The 22305-nt window shown below is 33.3% G+C and carries 22 protein-coding genes and 2 pseudogenes; 12 read left to right on the top strand and 12 right to left on the bottom strand.

Features of this window, described 5'->3' with window-relative positions; all coding sequences use genetic code 11:
- Nucleotide 1: 1 nt before the first annotated feature.
- On the bottom strand, nt 2–220 hold the full coding sequence (locus ABWU33_RS04060; RefSeq protein WP_353280353.1) for a transposase: 219 nt from the start codon (nt 218–220) through the stop codon (nt 2–4).
- A gap of 12 nt (nt 221–232) precedes the next feature.
- Between ABWU33_RS04060 and ABWU33_RS04055 the strand changes: the two genes are divergently transcribed.
- Nucleotides 233–1645, top strand: coding sequence for an IS4-like element ISWosp2 family transposase (locus tag ABWU33_RS04055; RefSeq protein ID WP_264686125.1), 1413 nt, complete (start codon nt 233–235; stop codon nt 1643–1645).
- Here ABWU33_RS04055 and tnpA (ABWU33_RS04050) read toward each other — a convergent pair.
- The 5 genes from tnpA (ABWU33_RS04050) to ABWU33_RS04030 form a co-directional block, all read right to left on the bottom strand.
- Complete coding sequence (gene tnpA / locus ABWU33_RS04050) at nt 1598–1948, bottom strand: IS200/IS605 family transposase (protein WP_353280351.1); 351 nt, start codon at nt 1946–1948, stop codon at nt 1598–1600. The genes ABWU33_RS04055 and tnpA (ABWU33_RS04050) overlap by 48 nt on opposite strands.
- Before the next feature lie 131 nt (nt 1949–2079).
- Nucleotides 2080–2313 carry a hypothetical protein gene (locus tag ABWU33_RS04045; protein ID WP_246433212.1) on the bottom strand — a complete coding sequence of 78 codons (234 nt, stop codon included), beginning with the start codon at nt 2311–2313 and terminating at the stop codon, nt 2080–2082.
- A gap of 90 nt (nt 2314–2403) precedes the next feature.
- Nucleotides 2404–2592, bottom strand: coding sequence for a hypothetical protein (locus tag ABWU33_RS04040; protein WP_246433213.1), 189 nt, complete (start codon nt 2590–2592; stop codon nt 2404–2406).
- Between the two features lies 1 nt (nt 2593).
- A complete protein-coding gene (locus tag ABWU33_RS04035) occupies nt 2594–2791 on the bottom strand; it encodes a hypothetical protein (protein WP_211908331.1) in 198 nt (65 codons plus the stop codon).
- Between the two features lie 194 nt (nt 2792–2985).
- Nucleotides 2986–3393, bottom strand: a complete 408-nt coding sequence (locus ABWU33_RS04030) for a hypothetical protein (RefSeq protein ID WP_353281060.1) — start codon at nt 3391–3393, stop codon at nt 2986–2988.
- Nucleotides 3394–3612: 219 nt separating this feature from the next.
- Here ABWU33_RS04030 and tnpA (ABWU33_RS04025) point away from each other — a divergent pair.
- Nucleotides 3613–4059: pseudogene (gene tnpA / locus ABWU33_RS04025) on the top strand (IS200/IS605 family transposase).
- A gap of 56 nt (nt 4060–4115) precedes the next feature.
- Here tnpA (ABWU33_RS04025) and ABWU33_RS04020 read toward each other — a convergent pair.
- Nucleotides 4116–4454, bottom strand: a complete 339-nt coding sequence (locus ABWU33_RS04020) for an outer membrane protein assembly factor BamE (RefSeq protein WP_250120356.1) — start codon at nt 4452–4454, stop codon at nt 4116–4118.
- Nucleotides 4455–4583: 129 nt separating this feature from the next.
- Between ABWU33_RS04020 and ABWU33_RS04015 the strand changes: the two genes are divergently transcribed.
- Nucleotides 4584–5573, top strand: coding sequence for a ribonucleotide-diphosphate reductase subunit beta (locus ABWU33_RS04015; protein WP_250120355.1), 990 nt, complete (start codon nt 4584–4586; stop codon nt 5571–5573).
- Nucleotides 5574–5704: 131 nt separating this feature from the next.
- A complete protein-coding gene (locus tag ABWU33_RS04010) occupies nt 5705–6100 on the top strand; it encodes an ankyrin repeat domain-containing protein (protein WP_211908336.1) in 396 nt (131 codons plus the stop codon).
- A gap of 711 nt (nt 6101–6811) precedes the next feature.
- Here ABWU33_RS04010 and ABWU33_RS04005 read toward each other — a convergent pair.
- Nucleotides 6812–7609 (bottom strand): YgfZ/GcvT domain-containing protein, encoded by a 798-nt coding sequence (locus ABWU33_RS04005; protein WP_353281059.1) that lies wholly within the window; start codon nt 7607–7609, stop codon nt 6812–6814.
- Nucleotides 7610–7721: 112 nt separating this feature from the next.
- On the opposite strand from ABWU33_RS04005, the gene ABWU33_RS04000 reads away from it, so the two are divergent.
- The 7 genes from ABWU33_RS04000 (at nt 7722) to ABWU33_RS03970 (ending at nt 16096) form a co-directional block, all read left to right on the top strand.
- Nucleotides 7722–8012 (top strand): co-chaperone GroES, encoded by a 291-nt coding sequence (locus tag ABWU33_RS04000; protein ID WP_007302813.1) that lies wholly within the window; start codon nt 7722–7724, stop codon nt 8010–8012.
- An 89-nt stretch (nt 8013–8101) separates the two neighbouring features.
- On the top strand, nt 8102–9760 hold the full coding sequence (groL, locus tag ABWU33_RS03995) for a chaperonin GroEL (RefSeq protein WP_007302814.1): 1659 nt from the start codon (nt 8102–8104) through the stop codon (nt 9758–9760).
- A gap of 286 nt (nt 9761–10046) precedes the next feature.
- Nucleotides 10047–10550, top strand: a complete 504-nt coding sequence (locus tag ABWU33_RS03990) for a protein-disulfide reductase DsbD domain-containing protein (protein ID WP_353281058.1) — start codon at nt 10047–10049, stop codon at nt 10548–10550.
- A gap of 127 nt (nt 10551–10677) precedes the next feature.
- Nucleotides 10678–11625 carry a hypothetical protein gene (locus tag ABWU33_RS03985; RefSeq protein ID WP_353281057.1) on the top strand — a complete coding sequence of 316 codons (948 nt, stop codon included), beginning with the start codon at nt 10678–10680 and terminating at the stop codon, nt 11623–11625.
- Nucleotides 11626–11756: 131 nt separating this feature from the next.
- Nucleotides 11757–12029 carry a protein-disulfide reductase DsbD domain-containing protein gene (locus ABWU33_RS03980; protein ID WP_353281062.1) on the top strand — a complete coding sequence of 91 codons (273 nt, stop codon included), beginning with the start codon at nt 11757–11759 and terminating at the stop codon, nt 12027–12029.
- A gap of 108 nt (nt 12030–12137) precedes the next feature.
- Complete coding sequence (locus tag ABWU33_RS03975; RefSeq protein WP_264337546.1) at nt 12138–13463, top strand: alanine:cation symporter family protein; 1326 nt, start codon at nt 12138–12140, stop codon at nt 13461–13463.
- A gap of 392 nt (nt 13464–13855) precedes the next feature.
- Entirely contained in the window at nt 13856–16096 is a 2241-nt protein-coding gene (locus ABWU33_RS03970; protein WP_250120352.1) for a hypothetical protein, read from the top strand.
- On the opposite strand, the gene ABWU33_RS03965 is transcribed toward ABWU33_RS03970, so the two are convergent.
- The 4 genes and pseudogenes from ABWU33_RS03965 to ABWU33_RS03940 form a co-directional block, all read right to left on the bottom strand.
- Entirely contained in the window at nt 16083–16673 is a 591-nt protein-coding gene (locus tag ABWU33_RS03965) for a Maf family nucleotide pyrophosphatase (RefSeq protein WP_211908342.1), read from the bottom strand. The genes ABWU33_RS03970 and ABWU33_RS03965 overlap by 14 nt on opposite strands.
- Nucleotides 16670–16906, bottom strand: coding sequence for a translation initiation factor IF-1 (gene infA, locus ABWU33_RS03960; protein WP_007302820.1), 237 nt, complete (start codon nt 16904–16906; stop codon nt 16670–16672). Before infA ends, ABWU33_RS03965 begins: the two co-directional genes overlap by 4 nt.
- Before the next feature lie 71 nt (nt 16907–16977).
- A pseudogene (locus tag ABWU33_RS08155) lies at nt 16978–19048 on the bottom strand (hypothetical protein).
- Nucleotides 19049–19266: 218 nt separating this feature from the next.
- The gene (locus tag ABWU33_RS03940) at nt 19267–20544 is read right to left on the bottom strand and encodes an adenylosuccinate synthase (RefSeq protein WP_353281056.1); all 1278 of its coding nucleotides are present in this window, start codon (nt 20542–20544) and stop codon (nt 19267–19269) included.
- Nucleotides 20545–20724: 180 nt separating this feature from the next.
- On the opposite strand from ABWU33_RS03940, the gene ABWU33_RS03935 reads away from it, so the two are divergent.
- On the top strand, nt 20725–22257 hold the full coding sequence (locus tag ABWU33_RS03935) for a hypothetical protein (protein WP_250120348.1): 1533 nt from the start codon (nt 20725–20727) through the stop codon (nt 22255–22257).
- Nucleotides 22258–22305: the final 48 nt, after the last annotated feature.

Below are 22305 nucleotides of genomic sequence, written 5' to 3'. Positions count from 1 at the left end.
GCTACTCCAATCTTATACTAGATATAGAATGAGGCTGATGTGCATCTGTATGTTTATTGATGTACTCATTAATGACTTCATCTGTGATATGTCCGCTGGTAGCACTAAAGTATCCTCTTCCCCAAAAACGCTTTCCCCAGTACATTTTATTTCTTACTATTACCCACAAATATAAATGGACATAAAAATAAAGTATTACAACATTAAAGTTTGCAAACATTGAGGGTAAAAAATGGCAAACAGGAATAATGAATGGGCTGAAAATGAATTTGGAGATGCTGTACTTGGAGATAAAAGGTTAACTGACCGATTAGTAAATATTGCTGATAGTTTTACAAGTTTACCTGAAAGCTCAATCAATCAGGCGTGTGGAAGTTGGTCAGAAGCAAAAGCAGCATATCGTTTTTTTCAAAATGAGAACGTGAAAGAAGGCGATATTCTAGCTTCACACGTTGCTAAAACAGTTGAAAGAACAAAAGCCCATAAAAAAATTTTTGTGATCCAAGATACAAGTTATATTTCATACACAGACCATGAAAAAACAAGTGGATTGGGAGTTATTACAAGAAAACATAGTCAAGGTATTATAATGCATACAGCTCTAGCTGTTAGTATAGAAGGTTTGGTACTAGGGATACTAGATCAAAAAATTTATTCAAGACCTGAAGAATCTGAAAACATAAAAAAAAAGAACAATGACAGTATCCGCATTGAAGATAAAGAGAGTATAAAATGGTTAGAAACTTTAAGCAACACAAACAACATTATTGATTCAACTCAAACTGAGACTATAACTATATGCGATAGAGAAGCAGATATATATGAGTTTTTTGAGCTTGCACATAATCTTAATTCGGCAGTGTTAGTTAGAGCTTCCAAAGATAGGGCAGTAAATAGAAAATCTCGATATCCTGAAAAAGGTGAGCAGAAGTTATGGGAATTTATTAAATCCTCTCATTGTGCAGGTACGGTAAAAGTTGAAGTTCCTGCAAAAGATAATAAGCCAAAAAGAACAGCACATTTGGAAGTTAGATTCGGAAAGTTTATTATGCATCCATCTAAGAATAGTATTAGGCATAAGAAAGAAGAATTACTTAAATTACCACACTATGCAGTTTACGTTGTTGAAAAAGACTTTCCTTCTGAAACAAGTCCGCTAGAGTGGATGCTTTTAACAAATCTTCCAGTCAATACCTTTGATGAAGCTGTTGAAAAAGTTAGGTGGTATTGTCTTAGATGGAAAATAGAAATATTACATAAAATTTTAAAATCTGGTCTCAAAGTTGAAGAATGTAGGCTTGGAACAGCAGAAAGGTTGATGCGATATTTAACAGTAATGAGTATTATTGCTTGGAGAATTTTCTTTATTACAACAATTGCAAGAACTGATCCAACATTACCGTGTACTACCTTATTAGCCGAAGAAGAATGGAAAGTTCTATATGTAAAAATACATAGAAAACCATGTTCAAATGCAACTCCTACTATAAAAGAAGCTGTTTCATGGGTTGCTCAACTTGGAGGACATTTGGCTAGAAAAAATGATCTAGAACCAGGACCCATTACTATTTGGAAAGGATGGAGACGTCTCTTTGATCTAGCAGAAGGATGGCGACTTGCTCACGAACTTTATATTTGTGGGTAATAGTAAGATTTTATTTAGCTCTGGAAATTCTTGTTGAATTTTGCGTGAAGACCTGCCTTTGGCTCTTTGAACAAAATCACTCACAGCTATATGAGGAGGTATTACTACGAATAAATGTAAATGATCTGATGATATTACTCCGTTTTCTATCTTAATCCCCATTTCTTCAGATACTTCTGCTATGATTGTTCGTATTCTCTCCTTCATAGCCTTAGTTAATACTCTGTACCGATATTTTGTAATCCAGACTATATGGTACCTATGATAAAATACAGTGTGTTTTCCTTTGTCATATTCCGTCATAACTATACTTTATAAAGTACAGTTATGACATTGACAAACTAAAGTTTCTCCACCTAGAAGGTGGAGGCTTGTACCATCTTATGGAAAGTCAAAAAAAGTGCCTTGGCGTTTTGATGTATCTATACCGTTATCTACTTTGGAAGAAATGATTGAGATGCACCGAAATTATTTTTAGCACTCTTAAAAGAAGAATTTAACATTTCGTGAGACTCATCAACTTTACTTTTCAACATAGTCTGTGGAGTAGGTACATGGTGAGCTGATGGTAAATTTACAGTAGAATTACCATCAGCTTGGCCTAGATGTGCCTGCTGCTCAGATAATCCAGAAGCAGGATCTAAAGTACATACGAGAGTTGGAAACAACTTTGATGCTAAAGCTGCTACTATAACTGATGCGTACGTTGCAATACTACTAAATTTTACAATCTGAGTTGTTCTATCTTTTAGTTTCGGTTAATCACCTGTTTCTTTTGCTACTGCATGCAATTTTGGTTGATTACCTTCTTCTTTAAATAAATTGCTAAGAGCTTCAGAATCTAAAACTTCTTCTTGATTTCTTTTTTTACGCTCTTGATGCATTTTCTTAGCATCTTCATCAGAATTAATAATGTATTCTACCTTTTTATCTAGTTGTTTTTGCATTTTAGCTTTTTCTTTGACATTTTGAGCATCTAAACAAGAAGAAGTAATTGTTAGCTCTTTGCAGTGCAGCTGAAAGCGCAAAAACTAGAGCAGAAAATACAGTACCACTAATAATAAATGGAAGGCCAACACTTAACGCTGCAACTGGAGCTAAGAAACTAACATAAGGAGCTGCAGCAAACACTCCTGATGCTAACAAAGTTACTACCCCTTTTTTTTTACAGTAAAGGTAGCAAAAAAAGCTACAAGTCTATGTAGTATTTAAACTCGCTCCTACTGGGACCTGAACCTAATCCACTACAACATATCAGAAAACATTATCTCTATTTTTTCTGGTTACACAATGAATTTTTTCTCAGCATAATGATTATGAGATTGCTTTTTAGCTTGGTTTTACTCAACTAAAGCTAAGTTATTAGAAATTACCTGGTTTATTTGAGCGTTAGCAATATGAGTATCTTGTTGTTTACATTTAGTACAATACATAATAGATGCAGCTCCAATACCAGCTCCAACACAAGCAGCTCCAGCAATTAAGGCAATTTGATTAAAGTCTTTGTTATAACCTTGGTTAAATCCTTCACTGTAGCCTTTTTTGTAGCCATCCATATAACCATCTTCATAATTTTTTTGTTGTGCAAAAAAACCATAAGCGTATGTAAATAATGCTCCTCCTGCAGCGTAAAATATACCCTGTATTCCAGGTTTGATTATGTCTGGAACAAGCCTAACGCCATTCTTTATTTCTTGTACTATAGAAATTGTTGTTAAGTTCTTTATGTTAAAATCATTGATATTCATTGCTTTTTGTAAAAAAAATTAAGCTATATACTTTATATCTTAACATTAATTTAGTTTTAAAACAAATTAATATTTTAATATAAGTTTTCTCTTTTGTAGAGAATCTGCTTTTTCTTGTTTTGTATGAACTTAGAAAATTTTTATTGTTCCAAATTTGGGAGAAAAACCCTGGACCATCCTTTTAAGAATATAATTTTAAGGTGAAAAATCTCAAAGAATGTGGAATATTATAGAAAAAGCAGTCACTCTGTATATATATCACATAGTGTGGATAACAAAATATCGATATCCAGTATTAGTTGGAGATATTGGACAGAAAGCTAAAGAAGTTGTACAAGAAGTATGTGCAAATAATCAATTAGAGAGGTAGAGTTGCGTCAACATGTATACGTTTCTGTACCCCCATACTTAAGTATTAGTAAGTTAGTGCAGTTAATAAAAGGAAAAAGTTCCAGAAAAAAATCCAGCAAAACTTTCCAGAGCTGAAAAAAAGATACTGGGTTATGGACATTTGTCAGGACTAGCGGAAATGTAACTGACGAAATGATAAAAAATTATATTGAAAATTACTCTAAAAAAGAAGATAAATTTGGTAAGTCAAAAGTTAGCATTATATGCTCTCTCTCAATCTTTGGATTTCAATCCATAGTGGTTGAATCTAAATAGGTGAATTTACGTTACCTAAATTAGTTACTTGTGATGAAAAATAGATCAGCAAATTTTCAATCAACAACAGCTAAAGACCTTTCTGCAACGTTGATTTCTCTTATATCTGTAACTTCGTCATTCTGATTAAACGAAATTTGCAGAGACTTACTACTGTACTTCCTTTTTCCCAAGAAGTTAGCTTGTTTAATTTTATATGAGACATAGTACCAAACATTTTCGTCGAACTTTGATACTAATGTTGGCGATCCTAAAGTATGAACCACTTTTTCTCTATCATCACCTACTTTTATTTTGCTCCACAGTTCAACATTAATGCCAGGAACTCCGTGATTGTGAATAGTGTGAGTGCAGCTCACTGTAAATAATAAAATAAAAGATATTAATACTCGCATTTCGTCAATTAATTATTTGAAATCATAATACACTGATAAACTATCTGTCGTCAAATTTCAAAAAAGTTAAATTGACTGATTCTCAATATCATTTAATATAATATTTACTTCAAAATAATTAGGTACCTTATGTCATTGCTAGAAGCAGATCCAATATACAAGCCTTTTAATTATCCTTGGGCATATGATGCATGGTTGCAGCAACAAAGGATACACTGGATACCTGAAGAAGTTCCGCTTGCTGATGATGTGAAAGATTGGAAAACTAAACTTTCGAATGTAGAGAAAAATTTATTGACCCAGATTTTTAGGTTTTTTACTCAAGCAGATATTGAAGTAAATAACTGCTATATGAGGCATTATTCAAATATATTTAAGCCAACAGAAATATGTATGATGCTTGCAAGCTTTTCCAATATGGAGACTATACACATTGCAGCCTATTCATACCTTCTAGATACGATTGGTATGCCAGAAAGTGAATATCAAGCATTCTTAAAATATGATGCTATGAGAAAGAAGTATGAATACATGTTAGAATTTGAGGAAAGTAAAAAGCACGATAAAAAACATGTTGCTAAAACTTTAGCAGTATTTGGTGCCTTCACTGAAGGATTGCAGTTATTTGCATCATTTGCAATTTTGCTCAATTTTCAACGGTTTGGAAAAATGAAAGGTATGGGGCAAATAATTGCTTGGTCAGCACGTGACGAAACCTTGCACACCAATTCAATTATCAATTTGTTCAATACGTTTATTAAAGAGAATAATGAAATTTGGAATGACGAGTTCAAAGAAGAATTATATTCTGCATGTCGCACTATTGTTGAACTTGAAGATGAATTTATAAGTCTTGCTTTTGATTTAGGAGATGTTGAAGGGCTATCTGCAGGGGAAGTGCGCAATTATATACGTTACATAGCAAACAGAAGGTTAACGCAATTAGGTCTTAAATCTATATATAATGTTAAAGATAACCCTATTCCGTGGCTTGATGAAATACTAAATGGCGTGGAACATACAAATTTCTTTGAAAATAGAGTAACAGAGTATAGCCGTGCAGCAACTCAAGGCACTTGGGAGGAAGCTTTTGCTAAAAACGATACAAAAAGTGAATAGCAGTAACTTCACCCTTTTTTATCGTTTCAACGGAAGCTTGCGATACATATCAAAGGTGGAAGGAGGAAGAATTTGATATAAATCATCTATTTAGCCTAGAGAAAAGAGAGTATAGATATAAGGTTACATTATTGCATGTAATAGTTGGAGATTTTGATTGCTTAGAGGAGGAGAAGAAGAAGTTAATACGATATTTATTAGACAAAGGTGCTAATGTTAATGCACGAGATTCTTTTGGAAAAACTTCTTTGCACAATAGTCATGACAAAGAGGTAACACAAATTTTACTAGATGCAGGTGCTAATCTTTTTATAAAGGATCATTATGGAATGACTGCAAGAAAACATGCCCGTGATGAATCAGAGCAGCTTTTAAAAAAGGCAGAAGATAAATACAAGCATAAAACAATGAAATTTGGTGCTATTGTTGGTATTACGGCTGGAATGGGAGTTGGTAGTGGACTTTTTGCTGCTGCTGGTCTTTCATTACTAATATCGGCTTTTATTGGCGCAGCTTTATATATATAATTGAGAATAAAAAAACTGTGGATAACTCTGAAAAAGATCAAAAAAGACATCAAAAAGAGTATGATTAGATTGAAATATTTACAGAAAAACTTACTCAATTGATAAATATCTTAACGTTTTTTAAGAAACGTTTTTTAAGAAAAGACAAATAGAGGGTCGTATTGGAGCTAAAGGTTGAAATTTTAAGTGTTTTTAAAGTAGCAATTTAATCTTAAAGAGGTACTTTAATAGTTCCTTTTAAGTACTAATCCGGAGGTTCAACAGGTTGTTGTTTAAAAGATTGGGAAATGTTTTTGTTAGTATTGAAAATTACATAATGTGTATTATGGAAAATATAAGAAACACAAGCTTTCAGCAAGAGAAAATGCAATTTTTGCTCTTCTAAAACAGCATAAAAAAGTTCCTGTTGAACTCCCAGATTAGCATCCAAAAACACTCAAGTATTATTTTAAGAGTATTTAAAATCTTCACTTAAAGACCATTCCTTACTCCCTTATTGGCTCTTATTAGAAAAATATCAAAATCACAACTAAAAAAGATTAAAGTTGATATAATTTTTTAGAGTTGTCCACTTTATTATGAATCTCCGAAGTACTCATAATGCGTAAAATATGTATTTCTCTGGGTTATCAACTGAGTTATTCACAATACTGTGGATAACTATCACAAACACTTAAACAAGAAAAAGGGGCTTTTACTCGAATAGATATTTTATAACGTCTTAATACTAACTCCACCGACATATAAATTTGCGTGGCTTTTTCCAGTATTAAGCAATGCAAGTCCAATATTGTCGACACTAGAGCGTAGTTCTCCTACTTCTTCATTATGTTCACTGATTACTTTAGTGCCAATATTTGGAAGTGCATTTTTTCCCTCAACAAGGTAAAGTTTCCTTCTGAATTTTTCTTGTCTGCTCATTCGATTTACAACTTCCTGACCTATATAGCACCCTTTATTAAAGCTTATACCATTTATCTTATCGATTAAATATTGCAGCGGAAATGATGAATTTTGCACCATATCTTTTGCTCCATCTGGGACAAGGTTTTTAATTCTAACTTTTTCATACTGAATAAAATCTCCAACCGGTTCTTTTATTTCATCTTCATGCATGATCCTCATTCCTAGCAGCTTGTGCCTTGGATCTTGAAAAATAACTTGTGACTTACTACTACACTCCGTCAACTTAGCATCAAACAAAACTCCAACCTTATATAGTGAACTAATGTCTTTAATCCTCACTCTAAGGTAAGTTTTGAGCAAGTCTAATTTTTCAATTATTTGCTGTAGATGGGCATTTTCACACTCCAAATAAATATATTTATCATGCTCAATGAGGAAAAAATCGTACAGATATTTTCCCTGAGGGTTGAGTAATAAAGAGTAAATTGCCTGCTGGCTACTTAGTTTATTAATATCATTTGTTATAACACCCTGAAGAAAATCTCTCGTATCTAGTCCGTATAAAGATATTAGACTACGGTTTGCTAGCGGTATGTAACCCATAAAACTTCTGTTCAAACCTTAATTATACACTTTTACTAACTCCAACCCTTGAAATGTAACCTTTAGATGACTACATAGAATTATAGGTTAATCTATTAATGAGGAAACATAAATGTCAAGTGTAAATTTGAATGTATTAGATGATAACGTGCTAATAAAGCCTATTACTGAAGAAAAACAAGGTGGAATTGTACTACCATCAAGTGCTGAAAAGAAGCCTACTAAAGGTGAAGTTATAGCAATTGGTAGTGGTTCACGCAACTCAAGCGGAGAGCGTATAGCTTTAACTGTAAAAACTGGTGATAAGGTTTTCTACAGGCAGTGGGCTGGAACAGAAGTAGAGCATGATAATGAAAAGTATGTCGTGATGAAGGAGTCAGACCTACTTGCTGTTATCAAGTAGGTATCCCTATTTTACTAAACTAATGCGCTATATAGTGCATTATGTATTTTAATATTCTAAATTTTTTATTAATTTAAGGAGTGATAAAAATGGCTAACATAGTAGTATCAGGCGAACAGTTGCAAGAAGCCTTTCGTGAAGTTGCAGCAATGGTTGACTCAACGGTGGGAGCAACTGCAGGGCCTAGGGGAAATACAATAGGAATTAGCAAGCCATATGGTGGACCAGAGGTCACAAAGGATGGCTATAAGGTAATGAAAGGTATAAAGCCTGAAAAACCATTACACTCTGCGATAGTAAGCACCATTGCTCAAAGTGCTTCTCAGTGTAATGACAAAGTTGGTGATGGTACCACAACATGCTCAATACTGACTAGCAATATGATAATGGAAGCTTCAAAGTCAATTGCAGCTGGAAATGATCGTATTTGTATCAAAAATGGAATACAGAAGGCAAAAGATGTGATATTAAAGGAAATTACATCAATGTCTCGCACAATTTCTTTAGAGAAAATGGATGAAGTTGCACAAGTTGCAATAATTTCTGCAAATGGTGATAAAGATATTGGTAATAGCATTGCTGATGCTGTTAAAAAGGTTGGAAAAGAAGGCGTCATCACTGTTGAAGAGAGTAAGGGTTCAAAAGAATTAGAAGTTGAACTTACAACTGGTATGCAGTTTGACCGTGGTTATCTCTCTCCATACTTTGTTACAAATAATGAAAAGATGAGCGTGGAGCTTGATGATCCATATTTGCTGATTACAGAAAAAAAACTTAATATTATTCAACCTTTACTTCCTATTCTTGAGGCTATTTTTAAGTCTGGTAAACCTTTGTTTATCATTGCAGAAGATGTTGAAGGTGAAGCATTAAGCACTTTAGTGATCAACAAATTACGTGGTCTAAAAGTTGCTGCAGTAAAAGCTCCAGGTTTTGGTGATAGGAGAAAGGAGATGCTCGAAGACATAGCAGCTTTAACAGGTGCTAAGTATGTCATAAAAGATGAGCTTGGAATCAAGATGGAAGATTTGACTCTTGAAGATCTTGGTACTGCTAAAAATGTTAAAATCACTAAAGACAATACCACAATTGTTAGTGAAGACAGCGACTGTGATAAACAAAACAGAGTAAATGCTAGAATTAACCAGATTAAATCTCAGATTGAAACTTCAACCTCTGATTATGATAAAGAAAAGCTGAGAGAGCGTTTAGCGAAATTATCAGGCGGCGTTGCTGTGCTCAAAGTTGGTGGAGCAACCGAAGTAGAAGTAAAAGAACGCAGAGATAGAGTTGAAGATGCACTTCATGCAACAAGAGCTGCAATTGAAGAAGGGATAGTTCCAGGTGGAGGAGTTGCACTTCTTTACGCTGCATCTGCTCTTGACAAGCTAAAAGCTTCAAGCGATGAAGAGCAAATAGGTATCAACATTGTCAAAAAAGTTCTCAGTGCCCCAATCAAAAGATTGGTTAAAAATGCTGGTCTTGAATCTGCTGTTATAATTGACTATTTGATTAAGCAGAATGATAAAGAGCTTATATACAACGTTGAGGCTATGAACTACGCTAATGCATCAACAGCTGGTGTAATTGATCCGGCAAAAGTAGTTCGTATTGCTTTTGAAACGGCAGTGTCTGTAGCAAGCGCACTTATTACTACTGAATCTATGATAGTTGATCTACCAAACAAAGAAGAAAATGCTTCATCACCTATGGGTGCAGGAGCAATGGGCGGAATGGGTGGATTCTAAGTAAACAAGAGCCTTGGAGCAATTGCTCCAAGGTATCTTTCTAGTTCTAAAAAGTCTTACATTTATAAAGGAAATAAATTTGTGATTTTCTATGCAAAGCCACTACTATTTATATTTGTTACGTCTTTTTAACATTATAACTGCTTAAAAATAAAAAAATAATATATGAAAGTTATAATTGCTAGTATATTTCTATTAGTAGAATATTATATTAACAAATTATTTATATAATATTTTTATTATAATAGATAGAACTTAAATTATTTTCTTCATAAATAGAGTATTTATGAAAATACGTATATACTCAATCCTACTTTTACTTTTTGCTTGCACTCAATTGTGTGCTGAAGAAGAAGTTGCAAAATTTGATCTGCTCATTGGTAAGGTAAATAAAGCAAACCTCACCATTGAAGGCGCAATAAAGGTTACAATAAAACCAGGTTGGCATATATATTACAAAGACCCTGGAGATTTCGGCCTTCCTACTTCCTTTGACTGTCAGGGTAACATATCAAATATAGATATTCATTGGCCTACTCCCAAGGAACATGAAGATAAAGTTGGGGAAGTTACATTTGTTAGTAACATATATGAAGATATGGTGTTATTTCCCTTTAAAACTAATATCATTCCAAATCAGAAATACGCTGATATTAACTTTCATATAAAGTACGCAATATGTAAAGATAGGTGTATCCCTAAAAATGCCGAGATAAAAACCAGTCAACCACTAAAGGATTTTATGGATTCCGATATCAATAAACTCATAAATGAGTGGTACAAGAAGTAAGGTTAAAAAGCAAAAGCTTAACAACTATAGTTGAGAAAGAGCTTTAAAAGCCTTATGTGCAATTAAAATCATTAATTATTTACTATATTATGTTAATATAGTAATATTAATTTTTTGATATAAAATTATGACTCATCAATGTAAACACATAATAAATGAAACTGCTAATCAAAAAAAAGAAGAAGGAATAGAAGGTGTGATTATTACTACAGCACACGCTTCAGATGATATGCACAACTGCGTAAAACGTGCAAATTATTCTACTCTTACTAAGCACATTTGTCAACCTGGTTGGTTTATAAAGGACCTATTGGAGGAATTTTTTCCTGAATTAATACACAATGAAAACATCATGCATTATACTAACCCAAACCCTGTTAAGGAATACTATGCAGCAAATTTTGCTATAACATTTGAATGTAAGGAAGATGCAAAGTGTGGAAATGCAATAGATTATACAAACTTTTTACCTAGCGGTATATGGTGTAGTGGAAAAGGTAAAACAAATACTAGCGGTAAGGGTTATCCTTACAATGAGCTCTCTGCTGATAATAACAATAAAAGTGCATGTTATCACAGTAAAGATTTTAATAAAAATGCACTTCATAACAAAAATTTCTTCTGGAATACAACGTGTCCTAATCTAGTATTAGATCGTAGCGTAGAAGAGCTAAAAGAATGTGCAGGTAAAACTATAGTTGCAAAATTGGTATCACCTTTAATAATTGTTGATAAGAGTAATATGATAATAGATAAAGATGGCAACAATACTAAAATACCCTATCTTCACTTAGAGCACTTCTTAACTTTTGACGGCAAGCTTAAAGATGATCCTAAAAACAACTGTGCAATTTATAAGAACCTCACTAAGAAACCCACTGAATTAATTGAATTAAAAGATAAAGTTTTATGGACTTTCGACAAAGAAGTAAAGTTGATAATTCCTGACACTGGTAATATAAGATGTTTAGGTTCTCCTAGTAAAAGTGAGAGCGTAATTCAAAAGAGTGATGAGATAACTACTGATAACGAAGAGCTCCCTAGCTATAACTACAGTAATGATTATGTGCTATAATTTTCTTGAATGTACGCTCAAGAAAAGTTTTATTGCTACAATTTTCATGATACAAAAATAAGCTTAGGTATTTTAACTTTTTTATAAGGTTTGATACCTACTCTCTTTCCTTTCAGCTATAAACATACAATATAGATATTCATTGGCCTACTCCCAAGGAACATGAAGATAAAGTTGGGGAAGTTACATTTGTTAGTAACATATATGAAGATATGGTGTTATTTCCCTTTAAAACTAATATCATTCCAAATCAGAAATACGCTGATATTAACTTTCATATAAAGTACGCAATATGTAAAGATAGGTGTATCCCTAAAAATGCCGAGATAAAAACCAGTCAACCACTAAAGGATTTTATGGATTCCGATATCAATAAACTCATAAATGAGTGGTATGAAAAATAGGATTTTAGCAGGCTTACTATAGCTTTTATAGTGTTACTTCTCATAAACAATAAGTTAGGTATTTTTCAATTTTTGCTATATACTCGAGTAAAAATCTCTCTTTTACAGATGGATACAGTAAAGTTTGTTTTATTACTGCCAACAATACTACTCATACTAGTTGCTGGTGTTTACCTATCGGTTAAACTAAAATGGTTACAGGTGTTTAGACTACCGTATGCCGTTTCACTTATTGGAGCTAAAAGAGGAGAAAATAAATTTTCTTCTATAGCCGCCCTGTTTACAATCTTAGGAGGAAATTTAGGAGTAGGAAACGTTTCAGGCACTGCTGTTGCTCTAAAAACCGGAGGACCAGGATCCATTCTATGGATGGCAATAATTATTGTTGTTACTTCTGTGATAAAATATGTTACTTGTTACCTAAGTATAAAAACCAGAAAAGAAAAAAATGGACGGTTTATAGGTGGACCTGTAGCCTACATGACTGATGCATTTAATTCTAGAAAAGCTACAGTTGTGTTTCTAGTTATTATGATGATGGTTTCAATAACAGTTGGTAACCTTGTTCAGGTAAATTCTCTATCAATACCACTCAGCATGGTAGATATACCTGTAGTCATTGGCGGCATTGTAATGGCCATAATATTTTTTGTTGTTGCAGCTCTCAGCTTAAAAAAAATTAAAATTTTTATATCGGCTATGATACCGATAATGACGGTAAGTTACCTCACACTTTGCGGTATCATATTATTTAAGTTTAGTGAAAATATTCTTCCTTCTCTAAAACTAATAACAAGCAATTTTTTTACAACTAGTAGCTTTAACTCTGGCTTATCTTTAGGTTTAATTTTAGAAATGTTGACTATTATTCAAGTAGGAACTCTGCGAGGTATTTTTGCAACAGATATAGGACTTGGCCTCGAAGGAATTGTACACTCCTCGATTACTCCTAAAAAAAATAACAATAAATTTATCATTGAACAGAGTCTAATCACAATAATATCTCCTTTTATAGTTGCACTCATAGTGTTCATTACAGCAATGGTACTGCTTGTCACAGATTCTTGGATTACTGATTTAGAGAGCACTAACATGTGCATTTTTGCTTTTAGAAAAGCTATGAATTGGCCCTATACTGACTATTTAATTATGGCTATAATGTTTTGTTTTGCCTTTACTACTATCTTTACTTGGTTTTTTTGTTCAAAACAAACAATACGCTATGTATCTATGGATAATAAATACACTAAAATCTGGACTGTAGTTTTTACCTTAGTCATTCCATTTGGTGCAATCGGTGGAGTTAAGTTACTCTGGGATATCGCTGATATTTCAATTGCTGCTTTGCTGCTCATAAACATACTTGCTATACTCAAGCTCACTTCTCAAGATCCAGAAGTATTTACTATGAGTAGCAAATACTTGAAGTTGTAAAAACAGAGCTAAAGCAATATTTTAAGTTATCATCCCAGTCTGGAATCCAGCCTTTCATGAACTTCATCAAAAATGTTATGTTTTAACATAATACTTTTATGCTCACTAACTGAGTGCCACTGGATCCCAGTGTCAGCTACTCAAATGACATATTTTTTGGTGAAAATTACTCTTATATTACAACGTTTGTAGTTATGAATTTGACTATAGGATCAAGTCTAGAAAAATCTAGATTCCAGACTGGAATGACAACTTAAATTGCTTGATGTGAACATAAAATAGCTCATGTCATCACGTTAGCAATACAACTTCTTTAATAAAAACTAAATCAATTCCCGTAATAATTGTACTAGCTAAGGCTAAAAGGCAGAGGGTTATTAGTGAGGGAAAATATGAATACTCAAAGCACACAACAATATCATGAATTCATTCGAGGATTTTTTACTTTATTCGATGAAATAAAAAAGGAAGACGACCCAATTTATAATTCCAGAGTTGGTTTTAATGCAGTAAAGTTTCTAATAAAGCACTCCATCTGGAATTTGGAGACAGATGAAGACAAAAATAAAGCTTATGAAGTTATTCTTCCAGAGCAGAACAAGATAAAGAAAGCCGAACAAAAGCTTGAAAGTGAAGTTAAAGCAAGGTTAAAAGAGTATGTTGATGATATCGCAGGAGTTTCAATATATGGCGATCACGCAAGTATTACACTGGGAGATGACAAAAAAGAGTTTAAAATCAGCGAGTTTTTAAATAGTGACTTTTGTCAGAAGAAAGGAATTTCGGGATTTTCAACGCTGCATAGTGATGGAAAGAGCGGAATGCACGGTTTTGTTGCCGAAGAAGGAGAGAAAAGAATAAGGCATTATGTTGTAACCGATGGTTCATATGAAATGACTTTGAATTGGCATGACAAAAATGGAAAAAAATGTACTATCAAAATCAAGATTGATAAAGATGGTGTAGATCTCACTGAACGTAATGGTGTTGCTGAGGAACAATTAAAAGCAAACACAGATGTAAAAATAGGTGGCTTATTCCTATATCAAATACAATTCAAGGAGAAAGGACAAGAACAAGAGAATCAACAATCATCTGAAACTTTCATAGAAAGTGATATCAGTAAAGGTGTTGGCGTTCAAGCTACTCAAGATCAAGAAGTTGAGTTTAAGCATGCAACGACTAGCACTACAAATTCTAATAACGCATCTGCTAAAAAGATTCCACCGTCACTGCCACCTAGAGCTAGTTCATTACCTAATAATCAGAAAAAAGATGAGTATCAGCCAATACGGATTAATAGTAGAAATAACTACAATTCTCCATATTCTGATGCTTCTTCAAGCAGTACTATTTTCACCAAGTCTGTAATCTACAATCAAGATAATACACAAGAGGATGAACGGTATGACAATCCTACATTTGCTACATTTGGACATGCTGTACCTGGAAGCCGAAAATCAGATGAAAGTGAGCAAATATCTAATAACCGGCAAAAAGGTGCAATTTTTGATCCTACAGCTACTGAAAGCGCTGCACCAGCACAAGACGTTGCATTCAAAAAAGTTAAAGAATCACGCAATACTGGAAATAAGCAACCACTAAATGATGTAGCTTCGATTCTTGCATGGAAAGCAAAAAATGAGTTATTACGTAGTGAAAGTGAGTATGATGAAGAATTTTCTGACTTCGAAGATGGTTGGAGCGATAACGAAGATGAGTATATAACGCTTTCAAATCCTCAATCAGATTATAAACAAGAAAAAGATTATCTTAGCACTAAGGAAAACGAAGAAAGAGGAAACGATAAACAAAAAGAAACCGAAGATAAATTACAAGAAAATGAATCTCTAGAATATAGCTCAACAGACATAAAAACAAACGATTCGGGCTATTCATCTCCAACTCACTCTAATCATGAAAAATCTCGAGTAAATTCTGGACAGTTAAAAGCGAGCCTAATGAATGTTGAACAAAGAGATGATACCCTACTTACGGAATTTACCAGTAAGTTGGATAAAGAAACTCAGAAATTCCTGCTAAAACCAGTAAATCAAAAGAAAATGAGTGGGCAAACAAAAGAACATTTATTAGCAGCTGGATTGCTAAAAGACAATGCAGCGGAGAAAGAAATAAACGACTCAGGTTACTCATCTCCAACTTACACTAGCCACTATAATTTTCAGGTCAATTCTGAGCAATTAGAGAAGAGATTAGAAACCATTGAACCAAAAGATACATTGGAAAAATTGAATAAAGGATTGAGAGAACCTTCACACCAGGCTACTAAAGATTTATTCTCAGAAAGTATGTTGAAAGAAATAAAAGAAGGTAAAAAATATGACCCTGTACGTAAGTTATTAGAAAGAAAAGTGGCAGAACAAGAAGCAGAACAAGAAAATGATAATACTAATCTGACTATAGACAAAAATAGCGAACTATATAAATTGCTAGAAAAAGATGCAGCACAACTGAAAGCTGGAATAGTAGAAGAGGAAAGAAAAGATACTTTAACAGAACGCAATGATAGTCCTGATCGCAATAGAATTGCATTAGCAAATAGAAATAGAATATGGGCTAAACTTATTGCTGAAGAAAAACAAAAAAAGGACAATGGTATTAGTATAGGTTAAAGTAATTACTTAGCAAGCAATGGGTTTCATGTAATGGTAACCCTATTACAGAAGAGTATGAGCCACGTAAAAATAATACAAACATTCCTGCAAGACCTTGTATGTTGCACCCCCCTGCCCTGTTTTTCCACTCTTCTGATGCTAAATAATATTTAATTTCTTGTTCGCTGAGACGCTTAAATTTCACTATTGTAACTACAGTCCTAATATGCTGTTTAGATTGATCAGGAGTTAATAAACACACACTGGTGTATACTCTATGCCTTCTTCCTGATAACAAGCGAACGCATTTTTCTGCTTGCTCAACGTTTTCAGCTTTGAGCAGTATCCTTCTACCACAAGCAACAACTGTATCAACACCAAGCACAAAGTAATTTAGATTTGCACTTTGTATTTTCTCGGCTTTACTTTTTGCCATACGGATTGAGTAATCTTTTGGCAGCTCTTTCTTCAAAGGCGATTCATCTGTATCTGCTGGCAAAACTAAACCTGGCTTAATATTTATTTGTTTTAGTAAGGCTACTCGCCTTTCTGATGATGAAGCAAGAATAAGATTATCTAGAGATTGTTCTATCACTTGAGCCTTTTTATTATCCTACCCTTTCTTGCATTCCTATCATAAATACTCATCTCAACTAACACTCTATCGCCTATAATGATACGTATTTTACTTCTTCTCACTCTTCCTGATACATGACAGATAATCTCATGTTCATTGTCCAGCTTCACTCTAAATTCTGCTGCAGGTAGTAAAGCAGTTACTGCCCCTTCCACTTCAAAAATTGTTTTTGATTTGTCTTCTTTTATCATTGTCGTATTATAATTTAATAATCTTTTTCAGTCTACTATAGATTTTAAATTATTATCAATACAGGAGATTTTTATACTCTACTTGAGTATTGCTCTTGCAACTTAACTCCAATCATCTCCTTAACAATGCAAGAGGAAAGCGAGCTACCTACGCTTCTACTCTCTACTACCTTCTCAATAGAACTTATATTAGAAGATAAATCATTATCACAATTTTCCTCATCGCTATCAAGTCCACTATCAAAACTTGAAGATCTGGATAACTCTGTCTTCTTTTGTGAGGCACTATCAGGTTCACTAAAAACGTTTCCTGCTAGAGTATAAAATTGATGATTGAAGCTTCTTTGTTCAATAGAACTCATGTTAGAAGATAAACCATTATCACTACCATATCCGCCATCAGAGCTTGAAGATCTGAGTAACGTCATCTTTTCTTCCAGTGGAACACAAGACTCATTATTAGTCTCATTAAAAATATTTCTTGTTGGAGTATAAAATTGATTATTGAGGCTTCTTTGTTCATCAGCATGAATTTTTTCTCCCAGTCCATCAGCTATTTCTACAACTTTATCATCCCATTCATTCTCACACTCTAGCTTGCTTCTTAACTCTTCAACTTCCCATGCTAGTTTGCATATCCCTTGTTCATAAGATTCCAGTTGTGCTTTATGCTCATCTTTCAACTCTTGCACTTGAAGTTTTAAATTGCTTATATACTGCTCCTTTTCCTTCATTATGTGTGCTGCTTCTTTTAATTTGTCTTCTAACTCCTTCTTTTCTGTATTAACACCTTTTAGCTTACCCTCTAGCTTTCCTTTTGCTTCACATACATTTTTAAGTTCTTGTGCTTTCTCTTGTAACTCTGCTAACACGCTTGCTAACTTTTCATCTTTTTGTGCCAGTTCAGTTTGCAATTCCGTGTTTTTTCGCTCTTCTTTTCCAAAACTGTTTTGTAAATCAGTTATTTGTTGTGAAGCAATTTCTGGTTGAGTTTCAGTGTGCTGTAAATTGGCTTCCAATGCATTGCTATTAATAGAAGGAGAAGAAGGAAGGCTATTATCAGCATCAACTTTATGATCTAACTTCCCCTCTGGTTCCTTACCTTGATAAGCCACCATAGATTCATTGTAAAGATTAATAGGAGTAGCCCTATTCTCTTCTAGTGATTCCATTACAGCATCATATAAGGAGAGACCTTGAATATATAATTCATCGTTTTGCTTTATTAATTCTAGAATCTACTTCGATGAAACAAAATCTTCACCATTAAATTTTAGTATTTCAGTTATGCCATCGCTACTCACATTCATAATCATGGTACACATTCTTGATCCATCTTTTGCAGCCCAAGTGCTTGTCATTTCATAATATGCACCTTCTTTAAATTCATAATATCTTTTCTTATCTTTTTTATGAGCGTGTATTTCATGTTTTTTATTGCAATAGATATTCAGTTCTTTAATATCTTTCTCTTGCTGTAAAACGTCACTAATCTTTGTTGGCTCACTATTGTCGTAATGAGTAAGGTTAATATTCAAAACTTTATTATTATTGTCAATTTCTTCACAGTAAACTTGAAAGTCCTCTTTCCATTTTCCAAAATACCTACTTGCAACTTCTTTTCCTTCCTTTACTAACTCTATGTATTTACCTATATTTTTCTCAAAGTCCTCATTAACAGGCTTTTCTCTTTACTTTTACTGCTTCATCCACATACATTCGCTTAAAATCATTATCACCTATTAGATTACTAAAACGCCAATTACCATAAGCTTTTTGTATATCAGTAAAGTCCATCTTTTCTCTCAAAAGCGCTAATAAGCTTATCTTATCTCTCAAATTTTCTAACTCACAATCGAGAAAATCATCGAAACTGCATAACTTTTTATACAGTTCTCTATCTTCTATAATTGAGCAAAGAAATTTCATTATAGTAAGGTTCTTAATGGAAGGCTCATTTTTTTCTACATCATTAATATAGCTTTTGAGAAATTGAAATATACCAAGCCCATCACTATCTTGGACAAACTTCTCTCTATCATTAACACAATTGTTGCCCTGTGATGAACATAATCTATTATGCAATTTTTGCAAGTCATGTATTGACTTAACTACATATTCTGCAACTGACAATTCTCTCAGCTAATCACTTGTTTTTTCCGCTTTTATTGCTTTGTCTCCCTTAGTCAAACCTGCAATCATAATACGCCTACTTTAACTATGTTTATATTATAACAATCAACATGTATTTAAGAAAAATCACACTGCTCACTGTACGTTTACGCTGCTACTTTGCATAATAGATTGCTTGAAGTCACACAAGTATCGTTTTTTATTAGATAAAAGTTAATAAGACGTTTTCATAGATTTTTAAGCTTAATAACATCCTCTCTATTGGGACTAGTTGAAATTAGATGAATTGATACGCCTATTAATTCTTCTATTTTTCTCACATATTTCATCAAATTTGCAGGTAATTCCTTAACTGACCTTTTGCCTTGAGTTTTCTCTTTCCAACCAGGAAATTCTTCATATATTGGCTCTAATTCTTTTTGTATTGAATGTGATGCGGGTAAATAATCATACATTTTTCCGCCATACTTATAACCAGTGCCTATTTTAATAGTATCAAAAGAATCAAGAATATCTAATTTGGTTAATACAATGCTTGAAACTCCAGAGAGTTGTACGGCCTGGCGCACTAAAACTGCGTCAAACCATCCGCAGCGCCTTCTTCTATTGCTTACTGTTCCAAGTTCCTTACCTATAGAAAATAAGCTGTCTCCAATCTCGTTATTTTGTTCAGTAGGAAATGGACCATTACCCACTCTTGTTGTATACGCTTTTGCTACACCAATAATGTGAGCATTGTAGGATAATCCTGAGCCTGTTATCGCTTGCGATGCTACGGTATTACTTGAAGTAACAAAAGGGTAAGTTCCGTGGTCGATATCTAAAAATGTGCCTTGAGCGCCTTCAAATATTATTTTCTTACCTTCTTTCATAAAATCATTTAGTATCTTCCACACAGGTTTTTTATATGAAAGAATTTTTTCTGAAATCTGTCGAATTTCCTTTAATATTTCTTCTTTTTCAACCACCTGGTAGTTAAGGCCTTTTCTGATAGAATTATGGTAACTCAGGAGAGCATCCACTCTTTGATTGAGCTCATCTGCGTTTTCTAAGTCACAAATGCGTATAGCTCTCCTTCCAACTTTATCTTCATAACATGGCCCTATTCCTTTGTTTGTTGTGCCAATTTTGCAATTTCCGTTTAAATCTTCAAATAGCTTTTCCTTGTCCTTATGTACGCTAAGTATTAATGGACAGCTCTCGGATACCATCAAGTTGTTATAGTTTACGTCCACTCCTTTAACTTTCAATGATTCTATTTCTGATATTAGAGCTTGTGAATCAAGAGCAACGCCATTTCCTATGATAGATATTTTTCCTGACCTCAAAACAGCAGAGGGCAGTAAATTTAATTTATAAACCTCATCATCTATTACTATAGTGTGCCCTGCATTATTTCCTCCCTGAAATCTCACAACTACATCTGCATTCTCAGAAAGATAATCTACTATTTTACCCTTGCCTTCGTCACCCCATTGCAGACCAACAATTACAATATTATTCATCACTATTTTCTAGATTAATACGTAAATATTAATGCAGCATGCTACAAATGAAAAGAGAAATCTACGCCTTTCCTACACCTATTAAATAAAGAAATATACTATCGACTTTTTTTATATGTTATCAAATTATTCATCATTATATGATACAACTTACAGTATATTTATAGTAAGGTGTTAATTATGAAAGAGGCAAAGGAGAGTCCAGTAGTTAGATTAAAGGCCACAGCTAAAGAGTTCAATTTTGGTAAATTAAGAGCAGATCAAGATAATAAATTAGCAAATTCTGGTGAAACAATGTTCTTGGATTTTCAAAGGATGAATTTTATTATTAATAAAAAAGAAATAGATAAAAATTTTATTATTGCATTTAAGGAAGGAGATAAAGATTATAAAAATGAGATTTTTAACCGTGATAATTTTGATAACCTCTCCGAAGAAGGTAAAGCTTTTATGGAACCAGTACTTAAGGAGCTTGATCAAGATAGACTATCTGAAGTTTGGGAAAATCATTGTAATAGCCCTACAATTGCTGATGAGAAAAAAATTGATGAATATAGAAAGGAATTTGAGAGATTTTATAACGCAGGGAGAAGCTCTTATCATCTATTCTCCAAAAAAGATTACCGTGCATTAGCAAAGGAAATTTTCAAGGAAATGTTCAGGTATGCTGGAGCAGAAGTTCCAAGTAATGCTATTTTAGAAGAGCTAGTCACCAATTGTAATCAAGCAGGGTATGAAGCTGGTATATTTAATGAATCTCATGCAGCACTCAGTAGTTGTAGCTTGATTCCACATAGTCCTAAAAAAGCGCTAAACATTTACTGCACTGATCACAACCACATAAAAGTGAAGTCTGATATGGCAATGCCTATAACCACGCTTAACAATCCGAAAGAGAAAATATGCGACCTATCCAGCTCATTAGAATTTACACTTGAGTCTCAATATGGTGAAGACCTTGTAAAATATGGAGATGGTAAATTATCACTTACTATTCCTGAAGAGTTGAAAAACTATAAAGACAATGGCAAGACCTTGTTTGACACTATTAAAGAATATTTTCAGAAATTCCGTGCAAAATTAGGATTTAAACCTGAGGCAAAAATACAAATAGAGCATAGCTTAGGTACTCAAATCAAAGTAAACAACTATTTAGATGGTACAATATCTACTACAGGATCGGATGCAAATGAAAAATTTACCAATCTTTTAAAGAAAAATCTCAGAGAGAGGTTATTGGGATCAGGAGTTGCTCTAGGAGATGAAGATGTTGATGATATTATTGAAGTCAGAGTATCTACAGTTATGGATCTACTGCGTGATTATACTAAATTGGAAGATAATAAAGAAAACAGAGAGTTATTAATAAGTGAAGTAGCAGATAATTTAGGGCTTTCCACTCAAGATAAAACAGCATCAGAAGTATTGATGGAATTAAACTCTTTACCTTCTTCGATAAAAGGTCAGGTTAATCATAATCAAGTGCAGTTTGTTGTAAATATTTTTACCAATTTAATTGTTGAAGGAAAAAGCGAAGTATACAAAGAAAAAAATGCAATTAATGCAATTGATGCAATTCATCAGAAGATAGATAAGGCAATTGTTGAGCAAGAAAAAAGAGCAACCAACAAACAAGATATAGAAAATGATAAATGGACAGATAAAATAAAAAAACAGAGATTATCTATGGAATCACATGGGCATTTGCATTAAAGATACTGTGTACAGAGGCGTAGTATGCTCAATTTTCGCCTTTCATTT

The sequence above is a fragment of the Wolbachia endosymbiont (group B) of Cyclophora punctaria genome (assembly GCF_964028235.1).
Taxonomy (GTDB): Bacteria; Pseudomonadota; Alphaproteobacteria; order Rickettsiales; family Anaplasmataceae; genus Wolbachia.
The sequence above is the reverse complement of the archived record's forward strand: the minus strand, read 5'-3'. Positions and strand labels throughout refer to the sequence as shown.